Below are 16,979 nucleotides of genomic sequence, written 5' to 3'. Positions count from 1 at the left end.
ATCGCTCGTTTGAGCAGGGGTAAGGCTTTGTGCAGGCGCTTGTTGTATCCGGACTGGCCGGGCAGGTAGGGAAAGGCGCCGGGCAGATGTGCGGGAACGTAGCGCAGCCAGCGGGTCTGGGAGTGCACGCCGAGCAGGACCTGGGCCACCGCCAAAGTCAGCAGCTCGGCGTCGGTCAGTCGGGGTGGTCGTCCTAGCCGGGGTGATTCGCCCAGCCAGTCGTCGATCTTCACGTACAGTGCGGTCAGAAGGGTGTTGAGGTCGTTCATCACACATCGATCCTCGACACCCTTCGTCGTACCTGCACTCCGAACGACTTAGGACTTACTCGTCTAGCCGCTTGGTCCAGGCGGGCACGGCCGGAGCGGGGTGGCCGCGATCGCGGCACCAGGCCAGCCGCGCCAACATGCACGTACGCCGCGCAGGCGCTGCGCCGCTACGAAGGCTCCGGTGCGAAGAGATAGGACAGCCGCTCGACCAGCTCCGCGTAGGTGCCTTCTGCGGCCACGCGTCCCTCTTCCAGGAGAACGATGTGGTCGACTCGGCGGATGGTGGACAGGCGGTGGGCGATGACGAGGGTGGCGCGGCCGGCGGCGGCTTCCTGGAGCGCCTCGGCCAGGCGGGCCTCGTTGTCGGGGTCGAGGTTGGCCACCGCTTCGTCCAGCACCAGCACCGGCGCCTGCGTGGCGATCGCCCGGGCGATCGCCACCCTGGCACGCTGGCCACCCGAGAGCGTGACGCCTCGCTCGCCGACCGGAAGCTCCGGATCGATGGCGAGCTGGGCGGTGCGCAGAGCGCTCGCCACGTCGGCGTCCGGGGCGCCGAGCCGGACGTTCTGCTCGACGGTGCCGGCGAACAGGTGAACGTCCTGCGGCACCACCGTGACATGCTGATGCAGGTCGGCGATCCGCGGCAGCGGCACCCCGCCGACCAGGATGCGTCCGCCGCCCGGCTCCCAGAAGCGCAGCAGCAGTGACACGCACGTGGACTTGCCCGCTCCCGAGGCGCCGACCAGGGCGACGGTCTTGCCGTTCGGCACCCGGAAGGACACCCCGCGCAGCACCTCGGGCCCGTCGTGGGTGTACCGGAAGCGTACGTCCTCGAAGATGACGTCCGGCCTGGCGGAAACCTCGAGCACCTCGCGCGGCGGCGGCACGTTGGCGGGCGCGGTCACCAGCGTGTGGACCCGGTCGGCGGCCGCACGCAGGGTGCCGTACTCCTTGAGCAGCAGCGCCACCTGCGCCGCCGGCCCCAGCGAGCTGGCGGCCAGCACCATGGCCACCGGCGCGTCCGCCGGCGTTCGGATCACCGTGGAGACCAGAAGCAGCGTCCCCGCGGCCGCTACGGCGACGAGCAGATCGGTGAGGGCCGCCTCCAGACCGCCCCTCGCCGCGTTCGCCGCCTGGGCTCGGGCAAGGCGGCGCGTCTTGAGCGCCAGGAACCTCCTGCGGCGCTCCAGCGCGCGGAAGGCGGTCAGCTCGCGCATTCCCTGCACCGTGTCGACCACGTCGGAGGTCAGCTCGGCGGTGGCGGCACGCAACTCGTCACCCTGCCGGCGAGAGGTCTTGCGCAACCACAACGGCACGGTCAGCACGCACGCCGCCAGCGGCAGCGAAACGACGAGCAGCAGCGGGTCGATCGTCGCGGCCGCCACGCTGCCCGCTGTCAGCACCGTGCCGGCGGTGATGAGCTGCGCCAGTGTGTGCGCGAAGAGCCACTCGAGGGTCTCGATGTCCGACAGCACCGCCGCCGACAGGTCCCCGCTGCGGCGACCCAGCATGCGGGCCGGGGTGATCCTGGCGACCGCGTCGAAGACCTGCCCCCTCAGCCTGGCCAGCACCAGGTACGCCAGATCGTGCGCCACGTACGTCTCCCACCACGCCCCCAGCGTCGCCACCGCGACCAGCCCCCCGAGTACCGCGCCGGCCACGTCGAGCGGCGTGATCTGGCCGCCGATGACCCGGCCCACCAGCCAGGCGCCGGTCACGGCCGCGCCGAGCACGGCCAACTGGCCGAGCAGGTTCGCGACCAGAGTGGAGAGGAAGGCCCGGCGGTGTCCGCCGACGGCGCCCGCGAGCCAGCGGATGGACGGCGTCATGCCACGGCCTCCAGCACGGTTCCGTTCTCCAGGATCACCACGTGATCGGCCTGACGGATGGTGTCGGGCCGGTGGGCGATCATCAGGCAGGTACGGCCACGCCGTACCTCGGCCAGGGCCTGCTCGGTACGCGCGTCCACGTGCGAGGTGGCCTCGTCGAGCACCAGCACGGGGGCGTCGGCCAGCAGCGCGCGCGCGATGGCCAGGCGTTGCCGTTGCCCGCCCGAGAGCGTCGTCCCCCGCTCCCCCAGGCGCGTGTCGTAGCCGTCGGGGAGTTCGGCGATGAAGTCGTGGGCGGCGGCCAGTCGGGCGGCGGCGGCCAGTTCCTCGTCGGTGGCGTCAGGGCGGGCCAGTCGCAGGTTCTCCGCCACCGTGCCGTGGAAGAGGTAGGTGTCCTGGGCCACGACCGCGATGCCGCCGCGCAGCGCGTCGAGCGTGAGGTCGCGTATGTCCATTTCGCCGATGCTGATCGTTCCTTGGCCGGGGTCGTAGTGGCGTTGCAGGAGGGCGGCGAGCGTGCTCTTGCCCGCGCCGGACGGGCCGACCAGCGCCACGGTCCGGCCGTGCTCGACGGTGAAGCCGACGTCGCGGACGGCAGGGTGTTCCGCGCCTGGATAGGTGAACGTGACGCCTTCGAACCCGATGGTGTGCACGGCGGGGAAGCCGTTCCGCGTGCCTCGGTCTTCGACGGCCGGGGACGCCGACAGCAGGGCTTCTATGCCGTCGACCGCCGTTATACCGAGATATCCGGCATGCCAGGCGTCGGAGAGGTTCTTCACCGGGCGGAAGCACTCCACGGTGATCACCAGAACCGCGAACGCCTCCCACGCGCTGCCCGTCGTCGTCGCGGCCAGAATCGCCCCGGCCGTGCCGGCCTGGATGAACAGAGCGCTGATCCCCGTCTCCACCAGCGACATCCTGAGCTGGCGCATGGTGGTGACATAGAGGTCGTGCGCCCGGGCGCCCAGCCGCTTACCCAGCGTGCCGACGGCCCCGAACGCCCGCAGGGTGGCCATGCCCTGCATCGCCTCCAGATAGTCGGAGGCCAGTTCGGCGAAGGCGGTCCAGCGGCCGCGCCCCCGCTTGAGCAGCGTGGCGTCCCAGAACCTGGGAATGACCAGGACGCTCGCCACGGCGACGGCCAGGATCGCCGCGGCTGTCGCGTTGACCGTGAACAGCCATCCGACCAGAGCCACCGGCACGCAGAAGGTGACGACGATCTGCGGCAGATAACGGCTGTAGTAGGGATCGAGGCCCTCCACGCCGTCGACCAGCGTGGTCTGCACGTGGCCGGTGCGGGCGCCGGTCAGCTGCGCGGGTCCCAGGCGTCCGAGGTGGACGATCAACCGGTCACGCAACCTGGCCTTGACCAGCGCGCCCGCCCATACGGTCACCGACTCCCTGGCCCACAGCAGCACGGCCCTGGTGACGATCACCGCGAACGTCCATGCCACCAGGTTCACCCCAGCGGGGACGTCGCCACGCACCAGGGCGGCAAGGGCGGCGGCGAGCAGGACCGCCTGGGCTACGTACGCGGCGCTGACGGCCAGGCCCAGCCCCACACAGGCCGCGATCGGCCCCTTCACACTGCCGGCCAGCTGCAGCAGCCGGCGATGAACGATCACGTGCAGTCCTTCCCCGCAGCGGTCCCCGCCCCTTGAGGTGACGAGCACGTAGATGGTAATGATTTTCACTGCTACTGGGAAATGATTGTCATGTTCGACCGTTTAAAAACGATTGTCGTTTTCAGTAGTATGCCGTGCCGTGTACACACGTTCGCCTGCGCACTCCTCCACCTCTGACCCTCCGACGGCAGTGCCCGCTCATGCCCGGCGTCGTCTGGCGCGGCGCACCGGGCTGATGTGTGTGGCGCTCTTGGGCACAGCGTGTGCTCTGGTCGTGCTGTCCGGTGCGGTCGGATCGGTGTCGGTGAGCCTGGTGCAGGCGGCTCAGATCGTGATCGGACACCTGGTTCCCGGGATGCCGTGGATGTCGGACGGGACGTTGACGCTGCTGCAGGACCAGGCGGTGTGGCAGTTCCGGCTGCCGCGGACGCTGCTGGCGGCGCTGGCCGGTGCCGGGTTGGCGCTGGCGGGCGCGTTGATGCAGGTCACCGTCCGCAATCCGCTCGCCGAGCCCTACATCCTGGGCGTGTCCTCGGGGGCGAGCGTCGGGGCGGTGCTCGTGATCGTGTTCGGTTCGGCCGCGTTGGGCGGATTGTCGTTGAACGTCGCCGCGTTCGCGGGCGCGTTGGCAGCGTGTATAGGCGTGGGCGCGCTGGCGCGCAAGAACGGGACGTTGTCGCCCACGCGGATGATCCTGGCGGGTGTCGCGCTGGGAACCATGCTGAGCGCGGTGACGAGCTATCTGACGATCTCCACGGATGCGCAGAACGTCGTCAGCGTGCTGTTCTTCCTGCTGGGGAGCGTGTCGGCGGCCTCGATGCCGAGCCTGATCGGCCCGGCTGTCGCGCTCCTGGTCGCAGGGGTGATCGCGGCGCTGCTGACGCGGTCGCTGAACGCGCTGCTGACGGGGGACGAGTCGGCGGTCTCGCTGGGGGTGAACGCCTCCCGGCTGCGCGGGCTGCTGCTGGCGGTGGCGTCGTTGCTGACCGGCACCGTGGTCTCGGTCGCCGGCGGGATCGGGTTCGTCGGGCTGGTCGTCCCGCACATCGCGCGGATCGCGGTCGGTGCGGACCATCGGCGGATGCTGCCGGTGACGGGGCTGGGCGGGGCGGTGTTCCTGATGACCGCGGACCTGCTGGCGCGCACGGTCGCGGCGCCGACGGAGATCCCTCTGGGCATTCTCACCGCATTCGTCGGCGCTCCGTTCTTCTTGTGGTTGATGCGGCGGGACGGCGCCGAGCGTGCGGGGTTCGGCCGATGAGGGTGGAGTTCGACGACGTCACCGTCACCCTCGGTGGCCGCGACGTGGTGCGGCAGGCGTCGCTGATCGTCGAATCGGGCACGATGGTGGGCCTGGTAGGGCCGAACGGCAGCGGAAAATCCTCGCTCCTGCGCACGCTCTACCGTGCGCTGAAGCCACGGCAGGGCACGGTAGCCCTTGACGGGCAGGACGTGCGGCGCCTGAGCGGCAGGCAGGCGGCACGAGCGGTCGCGGTCATGCTCCAGGACCCGCCGACCGACTTCGACTTGAGCGTCCACGAGACGGTGCTGCTCGGCCGTGCCCCGCACCGCGCCTCCTTCGGCCGGGACACCCCGGAGGATGTGCGCATCGTGGACGAGGCGATGCGCCGCGCCGAGATCACCGACCTCGGCGACCGCATGGTCGCCACCCTCTCCGGAGGCCAGCGGCAGCGCGTCATGCTCGCCCGCGCCCTCGCCCAGGAGAGCCCGGTACTGGTGCTGGACGAACCGAGTAACCATCTCGACATCAGCCACCAGCACGAGTTGATGAGCACGGTGCGCAGTCTCGGCCGCACGGTGCTCGCCGCCCTCCACGACCTGAACCTCGCGACCCAGTACTGCGACCGTGTCGTCGTGCTCGCCGCCGGTCGCATCGTCGCCGACGGGCCGCCGGCCCGGGTGTTCACCCCTGACCTGATCCGCACCGTCTTCGGCGTGGACGTCCGCGTCCTCGGCGACACCGACGATCCCGTCTTCGCCTTCCGCCGCCTCGATGTGCCATCCACCTCAGCAGAAAGCAGCGTCCGCTCATGACCCGCCTCTCTCGCATCCCCCTCCGATCCGCCGCCATCGCGAACGCCGCCCTGGCCCTGCTGATCGCCGGCTGCGGTTCCTCTGTGACGCAGGCCCCCAAGGAGGCCGCGGCCGCCGCGGTGACGCTGGAGAACTGCGGCCGGAAGGTCATCGTCGACGGCGTTCCAAAAGCAGCCGTCGGCATGCACCCGGCACAGACCGAGTTGCTGCTGCGTCTGGGGCTGGCCGACCGCATCGCCGGGCAGGCCCAGGCCAAGGCGCAGGCACTGCCGGAGGACGTGGCGCCGCTGGCCAAGGACATTCCGGTGATCGGCGACGTCACCCCTCCCAGCCGCGAGGTCCTGCTGGCCGTCGAACCGGACTTCGTCTACTCGCCCACCACCTACGAGTTCACCGCCGAGCAGGGCTTCGCGAGCATCGAGCAGCTCGAGCAGGCCGGAGCCTCCGTCTACGTTGCCACCGGCGGATGCAAGGACCGGCGCATGACCGGTGAGGTCACGGACCTGTTCACCGATTTGACGCACATCGGCGAGATCTTCGGCGTTGAGGACACCGCCGCCGAACTCATCGCTCAGAGCCGGGCCGGCCTCGACGAGGTCGCCAAGGCGATCGCCGACGCGGACAAGTTGCGCGTCGCGCAGGTGTACGTCGATGGCACCACTCTGCAGGCCATCGGCGCAGGCGTCGAATACGACATCCTTCGCCGGGCCGGGGCCGACAACGTCTACACGCCCGATCAACCGGCGTTCGCCAAGTTCTTCGCCGCGACGATCACCCCCGAGTCCCTCGCGGCCGAGCAGCCCGACGCGCTGGTCTTCTCGGTGTCCGACGAGAAGCACGAGGCCGCGACCCGCAAGTACCTCACCACTACCTTCCCGGACATGCCGGCGGTGCGCGAGGGCCGGCTGATCGCGGTCCCCAGCGCCGACGTGTTCCCCGGGACGCTGGGCAACATCTCGATCGTGCGGCAGATCGCGGAGCAGCTCTACCCCGACGCGTTCCGGCCGTGATCAGTCCGGGGACGCATCGGCCGCATCAGGCTCGTGGGCAACGGCCTCGCGATCAAGATGAGCGTGTGGTCGTACCGATGGAAGGTCGGATCGAGTGCCACGGAACCCTTGGAGGGGCGATCAACAAGCACCGCCGAGCTGCGTAGTCCGATCGAAAAGCCCCCAGCTCAACCACACGCGCGAGTTCTGACGCCCTACACGTTCGCCTGCCTAGGGGAGGCAAGTAGTAGCAGGGAGAAAGCCCAGCTCAGAGCCAAGATGGGAGGCGAGGAGTGGTAGGGCGCCCGGGGCTCGAACCCGGAACCTACGGATTAAAAGTGGATGTTGCTTTCGTCTGCGGCTTGCGTCGTGACCTGCGGGGGAGCACCGGCGTGATGAAGCGCTCCCCGTCCCGTTCGGGCCATTCTTGAAACGGCCGGACTGAAGTTGACGGGATCCCGTCTGATCGTTGAGATCGGACGGGATCTTGTCGTTTCAGGGGTTTCCGAATCGGGTTCGTCCTGGTGCGGGGACTGCGGAGTCAGCGTCTGGGAAGGCCCGGGTGGTGTCAGGCCGCTGGTGGGGAGCGAGATCCGGCCGTTGGGCATGGCGACGCCGACGGTGAGTGGGGCGCTGCGACAGGGTGGCGGGTTTTGCGGCTTATGGGGTGGGTGGTGGCCTGCTCTGGCCTGCGGGTGGTGTGCCGTCGAAGGTCGCGGCTGGAGTCTGCGGCGTGTCAGCGAGTGTAACGGGCTCGTCTTGGGGCTGGTGGATGTGGCGCCACTGGTCGAGGAAGTGGTCGTTGGCGACGGTGACGAGCAGTGCGATGAGGATGGTCTGGGCGACGCGACCTGGGCGAGTCGGTTCTTGGGATCGCCGAGGTCGAGGTCGTGTCCCTTGAGCCTGCCGTTGAGGCCTTCGGTGTTGGCGCGGACAGACTTGTAGGTCCCGATCCAGGCGGAACTCAGGTAGGCCAGGTCCTGGCGGAACTTGTCGAGGTGGCCGAGATCGTCCTTGCGGACGGTGATGCTGTGCTGGCGGCAGATCTTCGGCAGTTGGTCGGCCTTCAGGTCGGGCTGTGGCGGCAGGACGCGGGGTTTGGCCGCAGGGTGGGCGGCCCGCTGCCGGGCGTCGGTCAGGTCGACCGGGGCGGGCCGGCTGGGGCCGCGCTGGTGGAGGCGGTCGAAGCGGGGGCAGGTGACCGACGGGGAGGTGCCCGCTGCCGGGCACTGGTAGCGGACGGCGCCGTCTGCGTTCGCGCCCTGTTTGAGACGCAGCAAGTACGGCTCTCGCGCGGCGATCAACGCGGTGAGCTCTTCCGACGGTGCGCGGATGGCGGCGTCGTCCAGGCCGGTGGTCGCCTGAGCAAGCCTGTCGGGCATCAGCGGGCAGGCCGGGGAACCGTCGATGAGAGGGGTGTCGTGGACGCTGCCCTGCACTCCCCGCTGATCCACTTTGTAATCGAGTGCGAGCCGGTAGCCGAGTTCGCGTGCTGGTTGAGCGAAGTGGCCGGGTTGCTGGTCGGTGTAGGCGCGGTCGGCGACGGCGAAGCCGGTGGGAAAGCCGAGCGTGGCCAGGGGTTTGAGGGTGGCGATGGCGTTGGCGCCGATGCGTTTGTGCGGGGTGTCGAGGACCAGGCCGAGCGCCAGTTGCGGGAAGGAGCCGAGCACTGTGCGAGTGCGGGCGGCGACGGTGAGGGTGACGCTGTAGCCGTACTCGGGTGGGCCGTTGCAGGCCGAGTGGTGCCAGCCTGCGGTGATCTCGGTGGAGGCGATCAGTTCCCCGGTGGAGCGGTGGGCGCGGGGTGGGCGGGCGAAGACCGGGGTGGCCGTGGTGTCGATGCCGACGTCGCCGCGGAAGTGGCGGAGGTAGCCTCGGCCTTTGGCCCGGCGCACTGGGGTGAGCACCAGCGCGGAGACGATGTCCTGCAGCAGTTCCCGCTTGCGCGAGTGTGCTGGGTCGTCGTCCTCCCAGGCGGTGGCCAGCGCGTCGGCCTGATGCTGGGGCAGGCGGGCGCGCCGGTCGTGGCGGGCGGGATCCAGCACGGTGGTCAGCCGGTCGAAGGCCCGGTAGAAGCGGCGGGAGGAGGCGAGCACCTGGTGGATGTCTTCGGGGCTGATGGCGGGCAGGCCGAGCCGGTGGCGTGCGGCGGCGGGCAGACAGAACGCGGCGATCCGCCAGGCCTCGACGAGCGTGGCCTTGCCGGTGTGGTTGATGGACAGCAGCAGGCAGGTCAGCACCGCGGCGATGGGCAGCCCAGGCGGGCCGGGCCTCGGGCCGGGTTCGGCAGCGATCAGCGGCATGATGCCGGAGTCGTCCAGCAACCGGGCGTAGTGACTGACGACGGCGTCGGGGATCTGTGCCGTCTGCTTAGCGGGTGGCCGGGGCCGGGTGGCTCGGGCTCGGGTGGTGCGCGGTGGCCAGGCGCGTGGCTGCGCCGTACTCACCTGTCCTGTTCGTCGGGCCTGCCGCGCAGCAGCGCGATCGCGGTGGGCTCGTCCAGGGCGGGGACGAAATGTTGGTAGCGGGCCAGCGCGGAGGTGCTCATCCCGGCCGCGGCGGCCACCACGCCCAGGTCGATGCGGGCGTTCAGCAGCTCGACGAGCCAGGAGGAGCGCAGCCGGCGCACCGACAGGGCGGGCAGGCCGCCGGTCGGGGCGTGGCGGGCCGTCCAGGAACTGAACAAGTTCTTGGCGTGCCGGGCAGCGCGCCTGGGCCGGAAGACGAAGGCATCGCCGGGCCGGTCGGTGGCGTGAACCAGGACGTCTTCCCAGGCAGCGCGGCAGACGATCAATCGCTGTGTGTCGGGGACGGTGACCACGATCGCGCCGGAATCCAGGTGGCGCAGATGAGCGGCGCGGACGGCGGCGACCTCGCCGGAGGTCAGGCCGCAGCCGCAGGCGAGCGCCATCACCGCCAGCGCGTCGCTTCTGGCCTGGCCGGGCAGGCGTTCGGCCCAGGAGCGAAGGCGGCCGAGCTGGGCCGGGGAGTACGGCGGGCTGACACTCTTCGGGGCTTTCATCGGGGGCGGCGCCTGTTCGCCGCGTTCCAGCCAGGCCAGGGTGGCGCGCATGTGCCGCAGCCAGCTGCGGTAGGTCTGCGCCGAACTCGGGGCCAGGTCGGTGCAGCCGGTCAGGACGAACGCGTCTATCGTCTCGTGCCGCAGCCACACTTCCGGGTCATCGGGCAGGCCGGAGCGGTGACACCACACGGCCAGGCGGGTGGTCGCGGTGAGCAGCCGTTGCACCCGGTAGGGGGAGCGGTCGGCGCTGGCGGCGACCAACATCCGCACGTGCCCGGCAATCTGTTCCATTCCGGCGGGGACTGCTGCGGCCGGTAGCCGGTGATCGTGGCCGAGATTTCCGCGTCGAGGGTCACACCCCATCCATAGCGGCAGAACAACCTGCCGTTACGCAGCGCGACGACATCCACCGAAAGGAGCCGTTTATCATGGTCGGAGGACGCGCGCGTTCCCGCTCTCCCCGGGAGTTGGCCGACGACCCGGAGAACTGGCCCCACGCCGACCTGTCCCATCACCCGGCCGCCGCCGTTGTCCAGGCCATCGCCGCCGCCCTGCAGAAAGTGATGGCCGAGCAGGGGTTGAGTTTCCGCCGCCTGGCTGAGGTGTCCGGAGTGAACCGGCAAACCGTCAACGACGTGGCCGTCGGGCGCTGCTGGCCCGATGTGGCCACCATCGCCCAACTCGAGGCCGGGCTGGCCATCCGGCTGTGGCCCACCCCGCCCACCCCGCCCACCGGGCCGAGGGGAAGCTGACTCACGCCGAACTCGTTTTCGCCCTGGTGAGGGCATCGCCGATCCCTTCCCGCCGCACTCCTGCCGGTGGCAGGGCAGGCGAAATCCGGGCTCGACGCCTCCCCAAGAGACCCCATCCGGGTTACTCTCGGAGACGCGGGAGCCACTGTCGGTAGCTCTGCTGGTCGCTCACGCAACCTTGGGTGCCGTCGAGGGCCTAATCTCGGCGGCACCCTGCTCATTCACGGCATGACGTGATCAGGCATGGGCGATCAATCGGCCTCCCTGTCCGGTGCGAAGCCGTTGATCCCGGCGGCGATCGCATAGAGACCGTCGGCTTCCCGGCACAGCCACCCGTCGCTCACCAGCCGCTGCAACCGCGACCGCATCCCCTCCACCTGGGAGCGGGTGTCCGGCTTGCCGATGGCCTGCACGATCTCCCGTGTCCGCATTTGCTCATCGGCCGTGGCCAGCAACGCCACCACCTGCTGCCGAAACCCCCGCAACGGCGGTAGGGGTGACGGCTCCTCTGCGGGGTCGAAGTGAGCCGCCTGGGACGATTCCTCCTCCGCGCCCGCGTCGTCTTCAGGCATGTCGGCGTCGCTGAGGTGATCGCCAGCGAACTCTGTCAGCGTCTCGCGCGTGATGGCCAGGCGCTGCAGTCGTTCCTCGACCGCAGCCAGTTGCGCCCGCAAGTCCTCGGCCTGCGTAGCGCAGCCGTCTCGGCCTGGGCCACGCGTTCCCACAGTGACGTCACCATCGCCTCCCACAGGAGAAGCCGCCGTACCCGCCCTGCCGCATTCACGCCATGCAGCCCAACAACTCCAAACTGTAAACGGCAAAGCACTGGCAGTCACTACGGGGCGTAAAGATCTTTCAGGCCATGCATCGTCAACGGTGGAACAGTCGAAAGGCGGGAGTTGATCCCGGCCGAGAGCGTGTTCGCGTTCCGGCACGCAGCGCTGCCCCAGCCAGGACTAGCCACCGCTCATGCGACTCACACGTCGATGACGTCGGCTTGTAAGCCTTTGATCGCTTCATACCAAGTATGGGTGTAGATCGACGAAGGGAGCATGGCCGGTGCGTCGTAAACAGGCGGAGTTCGCCACAGACTCTGCGGCGTTCGAGGCCTTCTACCGGCGGCACGTCGAAGGGATCACGCGATTCCTGGCCCGCCGGGTCGATGACCCCCATGCGGTCGCGGACCTGGTGGCGGATGTGTTCCTGGCGGTGATGGAGTCCGCTCACACCTACCGGCCGGGACGGGGCAGCGAGGTCGCGTGGCTGTATGGCGTAGCACGCAACACGCTCTCGGCCGAGCGGCGCCGGGCGTTGCGGGAGTCCCAGCTGACCGACCGCGTAAGCAGGCGGCGGCCACTGGACGGCGACGACATCGCCCGGCTGGAGGAGCGGATCGACGCGGAGCAGCCCGCTCGGCGGGCTTTCCAGGCCATGGCCGACTTGCCTGAGGGGGAACGCGCCGTGCTGGAGTTGGTCGTCATCGACCAGCTGACAGTCACCGAAGCCGCGAGCTCCCTCGGCATCCGGTCGGGGACCGCCATGGTGCGGCTGCATCGCGCGCGCCGAACGCTCAAGGAAGTGCCCTTCGTCATGGAAGGAAACGGCACATGAGTTTCGAGGAGCAGTTGCTGATGGATCTGAAAGTCGAATTCGCCGCGCGGGACGAACACCGTCGCCGTACTGTTCGCCGCGTGTCCTTGGGAGCGGCGGTGGCCGGCCTCGCCGCCGCGGCGGCCATCGCCGTACCGCTGATGACCGGCACGGAAAGCTCGGCGTACGCGGTGAGCAAGAAGGCGGACGGCACGGTGGGGGTCGAGATCCGTGAGTTCAAGGACGCCGACCGGCTGGAGCAGGATCTGAAGGCGGCGGGCGTCAGAGCGGACATCACGTACCTCGAGTCCGGCAAGCAGTGCCAGAAGAACAGAGGACGGAGCGTCCTGGCTCCGGACGGGCTCGTGACCATGCGGGAGGGCGGGCTGGATATCAAGCCTCAGCTCATCGGCAAGGACAAGACATTGGTGTTGGAGTTTGCCGGCAAACAGGACGATGAGAAGGAGCCCCCCGTAACCGGAAAGGTGTTCTGGAAGCTCGCCTCGCTCCTGGTCCCCGGCGATGTCGGCCCGTGCGTCGTCATCGACGACCCACAGTGGAACGATGACGGCAGCGACACATCAGGACGGCCGCCTGCGGGAAGCTAGCCCTCCGATACGGCGACGCCCGCGCTACCGTGCGGTCCGGCACCACGACCCAGGGCGCGGGCTTGTCCAGAGGCGGCGACAGTGGCCCGGTCTGCGAGCGGACCGGGCTGCGCGCGGGTACGAGGATCGTCCCCCGGCCGTGGTCGCGGCCAGGCGAGGCGGGTACTCCTCCTCTGCCACACGCGTGAAGTCTTCCCTGGGAAAGCAGTGCGACCGAAGATCGCTAGGGGCTGGGTGGACATTCACCGTATGAGCCGTCCGGGAAGCGATCACCGTCGCGATGGGAAGCGATCTTGACAAGCCTGCCTTATCGCAGGCCAATGACACTCGTGAACATCCCCGTTCCGCGTATGTTCCGGATCTTCACGGGCCGGGGACGTCAGCGGTAGGGGTAGATGTGGTCGGTGGATCCGATCAGAGCCGGACTGGCGAAACGGGCGGAAGGCAGATGGACGCCCGTGGCGCGTTCGGCAAGGGCCAGAGCGCTGGAGACGGGATCGTCGGGAAAGTCGGGCTGGTCGCCGTCGATGTCCATGCCGAGGTCCGCGACATCCGTCTGGAGCCGGTCGGGGTCGCCCCCCTTCCGAAGGGAATAGGCGTACAGGCTAAACCTGGTGATCAGCTGGCCGTCGACGCAGTAGGCGAAGCCGTCGTTCTTGATGTTCATGTACACCGAGGCCACGGCTGTACCTGTGGACAGCAGATGGGCCTTGTCGTAGACCGTTCTCGCCCAGCCGTACTCGATCAGGACGGTTCCTCCATCGGCCGTGTAGGCGGCGATGCCCTGTCCTGACCCGCTCGGAGATCCCGGGGTGACGCGAATCCGCCGCAGAGCTTCCCGTTCACCCGCCATACCCGACTGGTTACTGGTATTCAGGTCCGTGTGCGTCCGGCTGGGGGAGCCGGTTCGCCGAGGCGCGGGGCGCCCCGGGCGAGCTGCGGATGACCCCCGGGAGCGCCCCGGCCGCGCCCCCGTTCCGCCACTTCCTGGCACGCCGACGGCACGCACGATTTCAGGGCCGCAGGTCTGCGGGTGCGGCTGGCGCGGAACGCGCGAGCGCGGGCATTGCTGACCTCCGCCGTGGCGGCCGATCGCGCGGCAAGGCGACGTGGGAGGAGATCGCGGCGGCTCTGGACGTCAGCGCCGACGTCGCCGCGCGCCGTTTCCGGTCGCGATGAACCGCTGAGCGGGACCGCCCGCACGAGTAAGCCGCTGCGCGCCGGCTGACCTCCCCCGGCACGACCGAACCCCGCGCCGCATGTCCGCGCAGAGTGACCGCCCGGTCGCTGATATGCAGGAGGCGCGGGCCGGCTACTGGAGGGTTGTCCGGCCCGCGTACGGCGCGGGGCGTCCCGGTGGGTTCACAATCACGGGGCGCCCGCGTTCCGCCACGCCCGCCGAGATCGCTGCTCTAGCGTTTCGTTGATACGCCATCGCGCGGCGGTGCCCGATGTGGCATTTGCGTGTCGAGGCGTGATCCCAGCCGATGTGAGCAGATGTCGGCGCCCATATTCCTGCGGCCGGACGCAAGACGGCGCATCGCTTGGCTAAGGCTCGCTGGTGGACACATCGTTCCAGGTCACAGTGCATGTATGGGTTTGGCCGGAAAAGGCTCGGGAAGGGGGCAGGTTCAACGAGATTCAGACAATTATCCCAATGTAGGGATAAAGGGGATATAGACATGACAAACCCTCGTGTAGGGCAAAATCAGGCAACCGAACACTCATATCTGAGCGGACGTGACCGCGCAGACGCCACGGAAACCCGGCCCGCCTTCAAGACGACCGAGTTCATGGTCTACATCGCCGCTGTGGCAGCCGTCGTGATCACGGCTCTCATGGTCGGCGATGACACGCGCGGCCCGGGCGGCGATCCCTTCGGTGCCGACCAGGCCATCAGGTACATCACCTTCCTCACCATCGGGTACATGCTGGCCCGCGGCCTGGCCAAAGCGGGGAGCTGGACCCGCCGCGACGACCGCTGATAAGCCCGCCCACCTGGGCCGCGGCGGCAGGAGGGCTGTGGCCCGCTGGGCCCGCCGTCGACAAGTTGGTGAGGCGGCGCAGGGGCGTAGAGGGACCCACCTGGAGCTGCGCCCTCTCAAGTGCGCCGCTGCCTTCCCCCGAAGGCAGCGGCCGCTGGTCGTTCGTCCCGAAGTGCTCCCCCGACCGGGGCGATGACCTGGCAGAACGTTATCCGGGCTGCGGTAATGCGCCCGTCATGCACCGGTTGATTCCGTACCTATTCGCCCCGCTTGGGTAGTGCGGCGCCGCCGTAGACGGCGTGGGAGACCGGGTGCCCGGCCGGTGGCTGATATGCAGGAAGACGTGCGGCCGGCGGCTGAGGGGCACCGGCTCGCTCAGTGCGGGGGCGCGCCCGGACCTCAGCTCACCGGCAACCGGGACGCCCCCGCCGCCTGACCTCGGCTTCGCGTAACTCCCACCCGGCGCCCCGGATCTCACCATGGCTGGATGTCGAGCCGCAAAGGCCGACGACGACTTCCCCGCGGCGGGAGAGCCAGCTGCCGGCCGCCCCCACCCCTGTGGCTGTGCGGGCAGGGCCGCATCCGGGGAGATGGTGGGGCTGGCGCCCTGTCCGGCCGAACGCCGCTGCATCCACGCGAGCGCGGGACTCCCGGAGATGGCGGTCCTTCGCCTGGCGTGAGGCCGATCTTGCTTGGATGTATGCACGAAATGACCAACAGTGGAAGCAACGTCACACATGGGAGGTTGCTATGGAACTGCCCGCTCTCCCGTTGCCGGTCCCGGGCGAACGGTCCTCGCGCACGATCTGCCGCTACCGTGACCAGTACGGGCCGATCGTGCCCGTCAAGCTGCCCGGCGGGGTGGAGGCTTGGCTGGTGACCACCTACGACGCGGTCAACGAGATCCTGGCCAACGACGACACCCTCTTCAGCAAGGACCCGAGGAACTTCCCCGCCCTGCACGACGGCACGATCCCCGCGGACTGGCCCATGCGGCCCCTCATCGAGGGCGATCACCTGCTGACCAAGGACGGTGACGATCACCGGCGCTTGCGCGGCCTGATCGGCCGGGCCTTCACCACCGCCCGCGTGCAGCACCTCGCACCGCGCATCCAGGCGCTGGCCGACGAGCTGCTGGAGGAGATGGCCGGCGAGGCAGAGCCGGTCGATCTGGTGCGCCACTTCACCGAGCCGTTGCCGGTCACCGTCATCTCCGAGCTGTTCGGCGTGCCGCCGGCCGAACGCCCCCAGGTCCGCGCATGGGCCCTGCAGGTCATCGGGCACCACCTCGGCCCCGAGGAAGCCGCCAGAATGTGGGCCGAGCTGCTGGCCTACCTGGCCGCACACATCGAACGGCGTCACCGCGACCCCGGCGACGACCTGACCACCGCGCTCATCCGCGCCCGGGAGGAGGACGGCGACCGGCTGTCGGCCGAGGAGATGTTATGGATCCTGTGGCTGGTGCTCCTGTCCGGTCACGAGACCACCGTCCACCTGATCGGCAACGCCGTCATCGCCCTATGCCGAGACCCCGCCCAGCTCGCCAAGGCACGCGCGCAGCACGCCTGGACACAGGTGGTCGAGGAAACCGTGCGCTGCCGCAGTTCCGTGACCAGCTCCATCTTCCGCTACACGCTGCGAGAGGTACAGATCGCCGGCGTCACCGTGCCCGCTGGGCAGGCCCTCGTGATCGGCTTCGGCGCCACCGGTACCGACCCGGCCAGATTCGGACCCGACGCGGCGCGCTTCGATTTCTCCCGCGCCTCTGGGACGCACCTGGGCTTCAGCCGCGGCCCCCACTACTGTCTCGGCGGACCGTTGGCCAGACTCGAAGCCACGATCGCGCTGCCGTCACTGTTCAGCCGATTTCCTCGACTGCGCCTGGCCGTCGACCCCGAGGACATCGTCTACAGCCCGTCCTTCATCACCGAAGGTCCCCTGGCCCTGCCGGTCATCCTCTCCGCCTGATCAGCCCACTGGCCCAGAGCCGGATGCCGTCCTGCTCGCGGGAGCGATACGGCATGCGGGTCGGCCTGGCGCAACGCATACCCGCCCACCCCACCGGGCGCACCGCTACCGCGCCCGATACCGAACCTTTGACCCGGCTTGCTCCCAGTGATCAGGGATGGCTGATATGCAGGAATGGAGCGGGCCGGACTGCATGAGGAGCACATCGGCCCGTGACGGCGCGAGGCGTCCCGGCTGGATGCACGGGACGCTCGCGCTTGCTCAGCGAGAGGGCCGGCCGCGATGGC

At 69.4% G+C, this 16,979-nt stretch carries 14 protein-coding genes and 1 pseudogene; 8 read left to right on the top strand and 7 right to left on the bottom strand.

Annotation, left to right across the window (positions count from 1 at the left end; translation table 11 throughout):
- The 3 genes and pseudogenes from AB0H81_RS37345 to AB0H81_RS37335 form a co-directional block, all read right to left on the bottom strand.
- Positions 1–269, bottom strand: a pseudogene (locus AB0H81_RS37345) (hypothetical protein); the annotation flags it as partial.
- Positions 270–436: 167 nt separating this feature from the next.
- A complete protein-coding gene (locus AB0H81_RS37340; RefSeq protein ID WP_358384715.1) occupies positions 437–2,098 on the bottom strand; it encodes an ABC transporter ATP-binding protein in 1,662 nt (553 codons plus the stop codon).
- Entirely contained in the window at positions 2,095–3,723 is a 1,629-nt protein-coding gene (locus tag AB0H81_RS37335; protein WP_358384713.1) for an ABC transporter ATP-binding protein, read from the bottom strand. Before AB0H81_RS37335 ends, AB0H81_RS37340 begins: the two co-directional genes overlap by 4 nt.
- A 274-nt stretch (positions 3,724–3,997) precedes the next feature.
- On the opposite strand from AB0H81_RS37335, the gene AB0H81_RS37330 reads away from it, so the two are divergent.
- The 3 genes from AB0H81_RS37330 to AB0H81_RS37320 are packed head-to-tail and all read left to right on the top strand — an operon-like array spanning position 3,998 to position 6,788.
- Positions 3,998–4,984 carry an iron ABC transporter permease gene (locus AB0H81_RS37330; RefSeq protein ID WP_358384710.1) on the top strand — a complete coding sequence of 329 codons (987 nt, stop codon included), beginning with the start codon at positions 3,998–4,000 and terminating at the stop codon, positions 4,982–4,984.
- Positions 4,981–5,778, top strand: a complete 798-nt coding sequence (locus AB0H81_RS37325; protein WP_358384708.1) for an ABC transporter ATP-binding protein — start codon at positions 4,981–4,983, stop codon at positions 5,776–5,778. The genes AB0H81_RS37330 and AB0H81_RS37325 overlap by 4 nt, the downstream gene beginning before the upstream one ends.
- Entirely contained in the window at positions 5,775–6,788 is a 1,014-nt protein-coding gene (locus tag AB0H81_RS37320; protein ID WP_358384705.1) for an ABC transporter substrate-binding protein, read from the top strand. The genes AB0H81_RS37325 and AB0H81_RS37320 overlap by 4 nt, the downstream gene beginning before the upstream one ends.
- Before the next feature lie 311 nt (positions 6,789–7,099).
- Here AB0H81_RS37320 and AB0H81_RS37315 read toward each other — a convergent pair whose 3' ends face one another.
- Both AB0H81_RS37315 and AB0H81_RS37310 read right to left on the bottom strand, forming a co-directional pair.
- Complete coding sequence (locus AB0H81_RS37315) at positions 7,100–9,091, bottom strand: hypothetical protein (protein ID WP_358384702.1); 1,992 nt, start codon at positions 9,089–9,091, stop codon at positions 7,100–7,102.
- 119 nt (positions 9,092–9,210) lie between these two features.
- On the bottom strand, positions 9,211–10,059 hold the full coding sequence (locus AB0H81_RS37310; protein WP_358384700.1) for a hypothetical protein: 849 nt from the start codon (positions 10,057–10,059) through the stop codon (positions 9,211–9,213).
- A 158-nt stretch (positions 10,060–10,217) separates the two neighbouring features.
- Between AB0H81_RS37310 and AB0H81_RS37305 the strand changes: the two genes are divergently transcribed.
- The gene (locus AB0H81_RS37305; protein ID WP_358384698.1) at positions 10,218–10,541 is read left to right on the top strand and encodes a helix-turn-helix transcriptional regulator; all 324 of its coding nucleotides are present in this window, start codon (positions 10,218–10,220) and stop codon (positions 10,539–10,541) included.
- Positions 10,542–10,792: 251 nt separating this feature from the next.
- On the opposite strand, the gene AB0H81_RS37300 is transcribed toward AB0H81_RS37305, so the two are convergent.
- Positions 10,793–11,215, bottom strand: coding sequence for a hypothetical protein (locus AB0H81_RS37300; RefSeq protein WP_358384695.1), 423 nt, complete (start codon positions 11,213–11,215; stop codon positions 10,793–10,795).
- Between the two features lie 385 nt (positions 11,216–11,600).
- Between AB0H81_RS37300 and AB0H81_RS37295 the strand changes: the two genes are divergently transcribed.
- Both AB0H81_RS37295 and AB0H81_RS37290 read left to right on the top strand, forming a co-directional pair.
- Positions 11,601–12,152: an RNA polymerase sigma factor gene (locus AB0H81_RS37295; protein ID WP_327106802.1), complete on the top strand. Its 552-nt coding sequence runs from the start codon at positions 11,601–11,603 to the stop codon at positions 12,150–12,152.
- Complete coding sequence (locus AB0H81_RS37290; RefSeq protein WP_358384692.1) at positions 12,149–12,739, top strand: hypothetical protein; 591 nt, start codon at positions 12,149–12,151, stop codon at positions 12,737–12,739. Before AB0H81_RS37295 ends, AB0H81_RS37290 begins: the two co-directional genes overlap by 4 nt.
- A 379-nt stretch (positions 12,740–13,118) precedes the next feature.
- Here AB0H81_RS37290 and AB0H81_RS37285 read toward each other — a convergent pair whose 3' ends face one another.
- On the bottom strand, positions 13,119–13,592 hold the full coding sequence (locus AB0H81_RS37285; protein ID WP_358384689.1) for a DUF6461 domain-containing protein: 474 nt from the start codon (positions 13,590–13,592) through the stop codon (positions 13,119–13,121).
- An 829-nt stretch (positions 13,593–14,421) separates the two neighbouring features.
- Here AB0H81_RS37285 and AB0H81_RS37280 point away from each other — a divergent pair.
- Positions 14,422–14,724, top strand: a complete 303-nt coding sequence (locus AB0H81_RS37280; RefSeq protein WP_358384687.1) for a hypothetical protein — start codon at positions 14,422–14,424, stop codon at positions 14,722–14,724.
- Positions 14,725–15,474: 750 nt separating this feature from the next.
- Entirely contained in the window at positions 15,475–16,692 is a 1,218-nt protein-coding gene (locus tag AB0H81_RS37275) for a cytochrome P450 (RefSeq protein WP_358384684.1), read from the top strand.
- The last annotated feature ends 287 nt before the right edge of the window (positions 16,693–16,979 follow it).

It is taken from the genome of Nonomuraea sp. NPDC050691 (assembly GCF_040654455.1).
GTDB lineage: Bacteria > Actinomycetota > Actinomycetes > Streptosporangiales > Streptosporangiaceae > Nonomuraea.
Note: the sequence above shows the minus strand (reverse complement) of the source record. Positions and strands in the feature narration are given on the sequence as shown.

Excerpts from the sequence above, each read along its gene's own strand:
- AB0H81_RS37340 (WP_358384715.1), bottom strand. The coding sequence starts at position 2,098 with ATGACGCCGTCCATCCGCTGGCTCGCGGGCGCCGTCGGCGGACACCGC.
- AB0H81_RS37325 (WP_358384708.1), top strand. The coding sequence starts at position 4,981 with ATGAGGGTGGAGTTCGACGACGTCACCGTCACCCTCGGTGGCCGCGAC.
- AB0H81_RS37320 (WP_358384705.1), top strand. The coding sequence starts at position 5,775 with ATGACCCGCCTCTCTCGCATCCCCCTCCGATCCGCCGCCATCGCGAAC.
- AB0H81_RS37305 (WP_358384698.1), top strand. The coding sequence starts at position 10,218 with ATGGTCGGAGGACGCGCGCGTTCCCGCTCTCCCCGGGAGTTGGCCGAC.
- AB0H81_RS37290 (WP_358384692.1), top strand. The coding sequence starts at position 12,149 with ATGAGTTTCGAGGAGCAGTTGCTGATGGATCTGAAAGTCGAATTCGCC.
- AB0H81_RS37285 (WP_358384689.1), bottom strand. The coding sequence starts at position 13,592 with ATGGCGGGTGAACGGGAAGCTCTGCGGCGGATTCGCGTCACCCCGGGA.
- AB0H81_RS37280 (WP_358384687.1), top strand. The coding sequence starts at position 14,422 with ATGACAAACCCTCGTGTAGGGCAAAATCAGGCAACCGAACACTCATAT.
- AB0H81_RS37275 (WP_358384684.1), top strand. The coding sequence starts at position 15,475 with ATGGAACTGCCCGCTCTCCCGTTGCCGGTCCCGGGCGAACGGTCCTCG.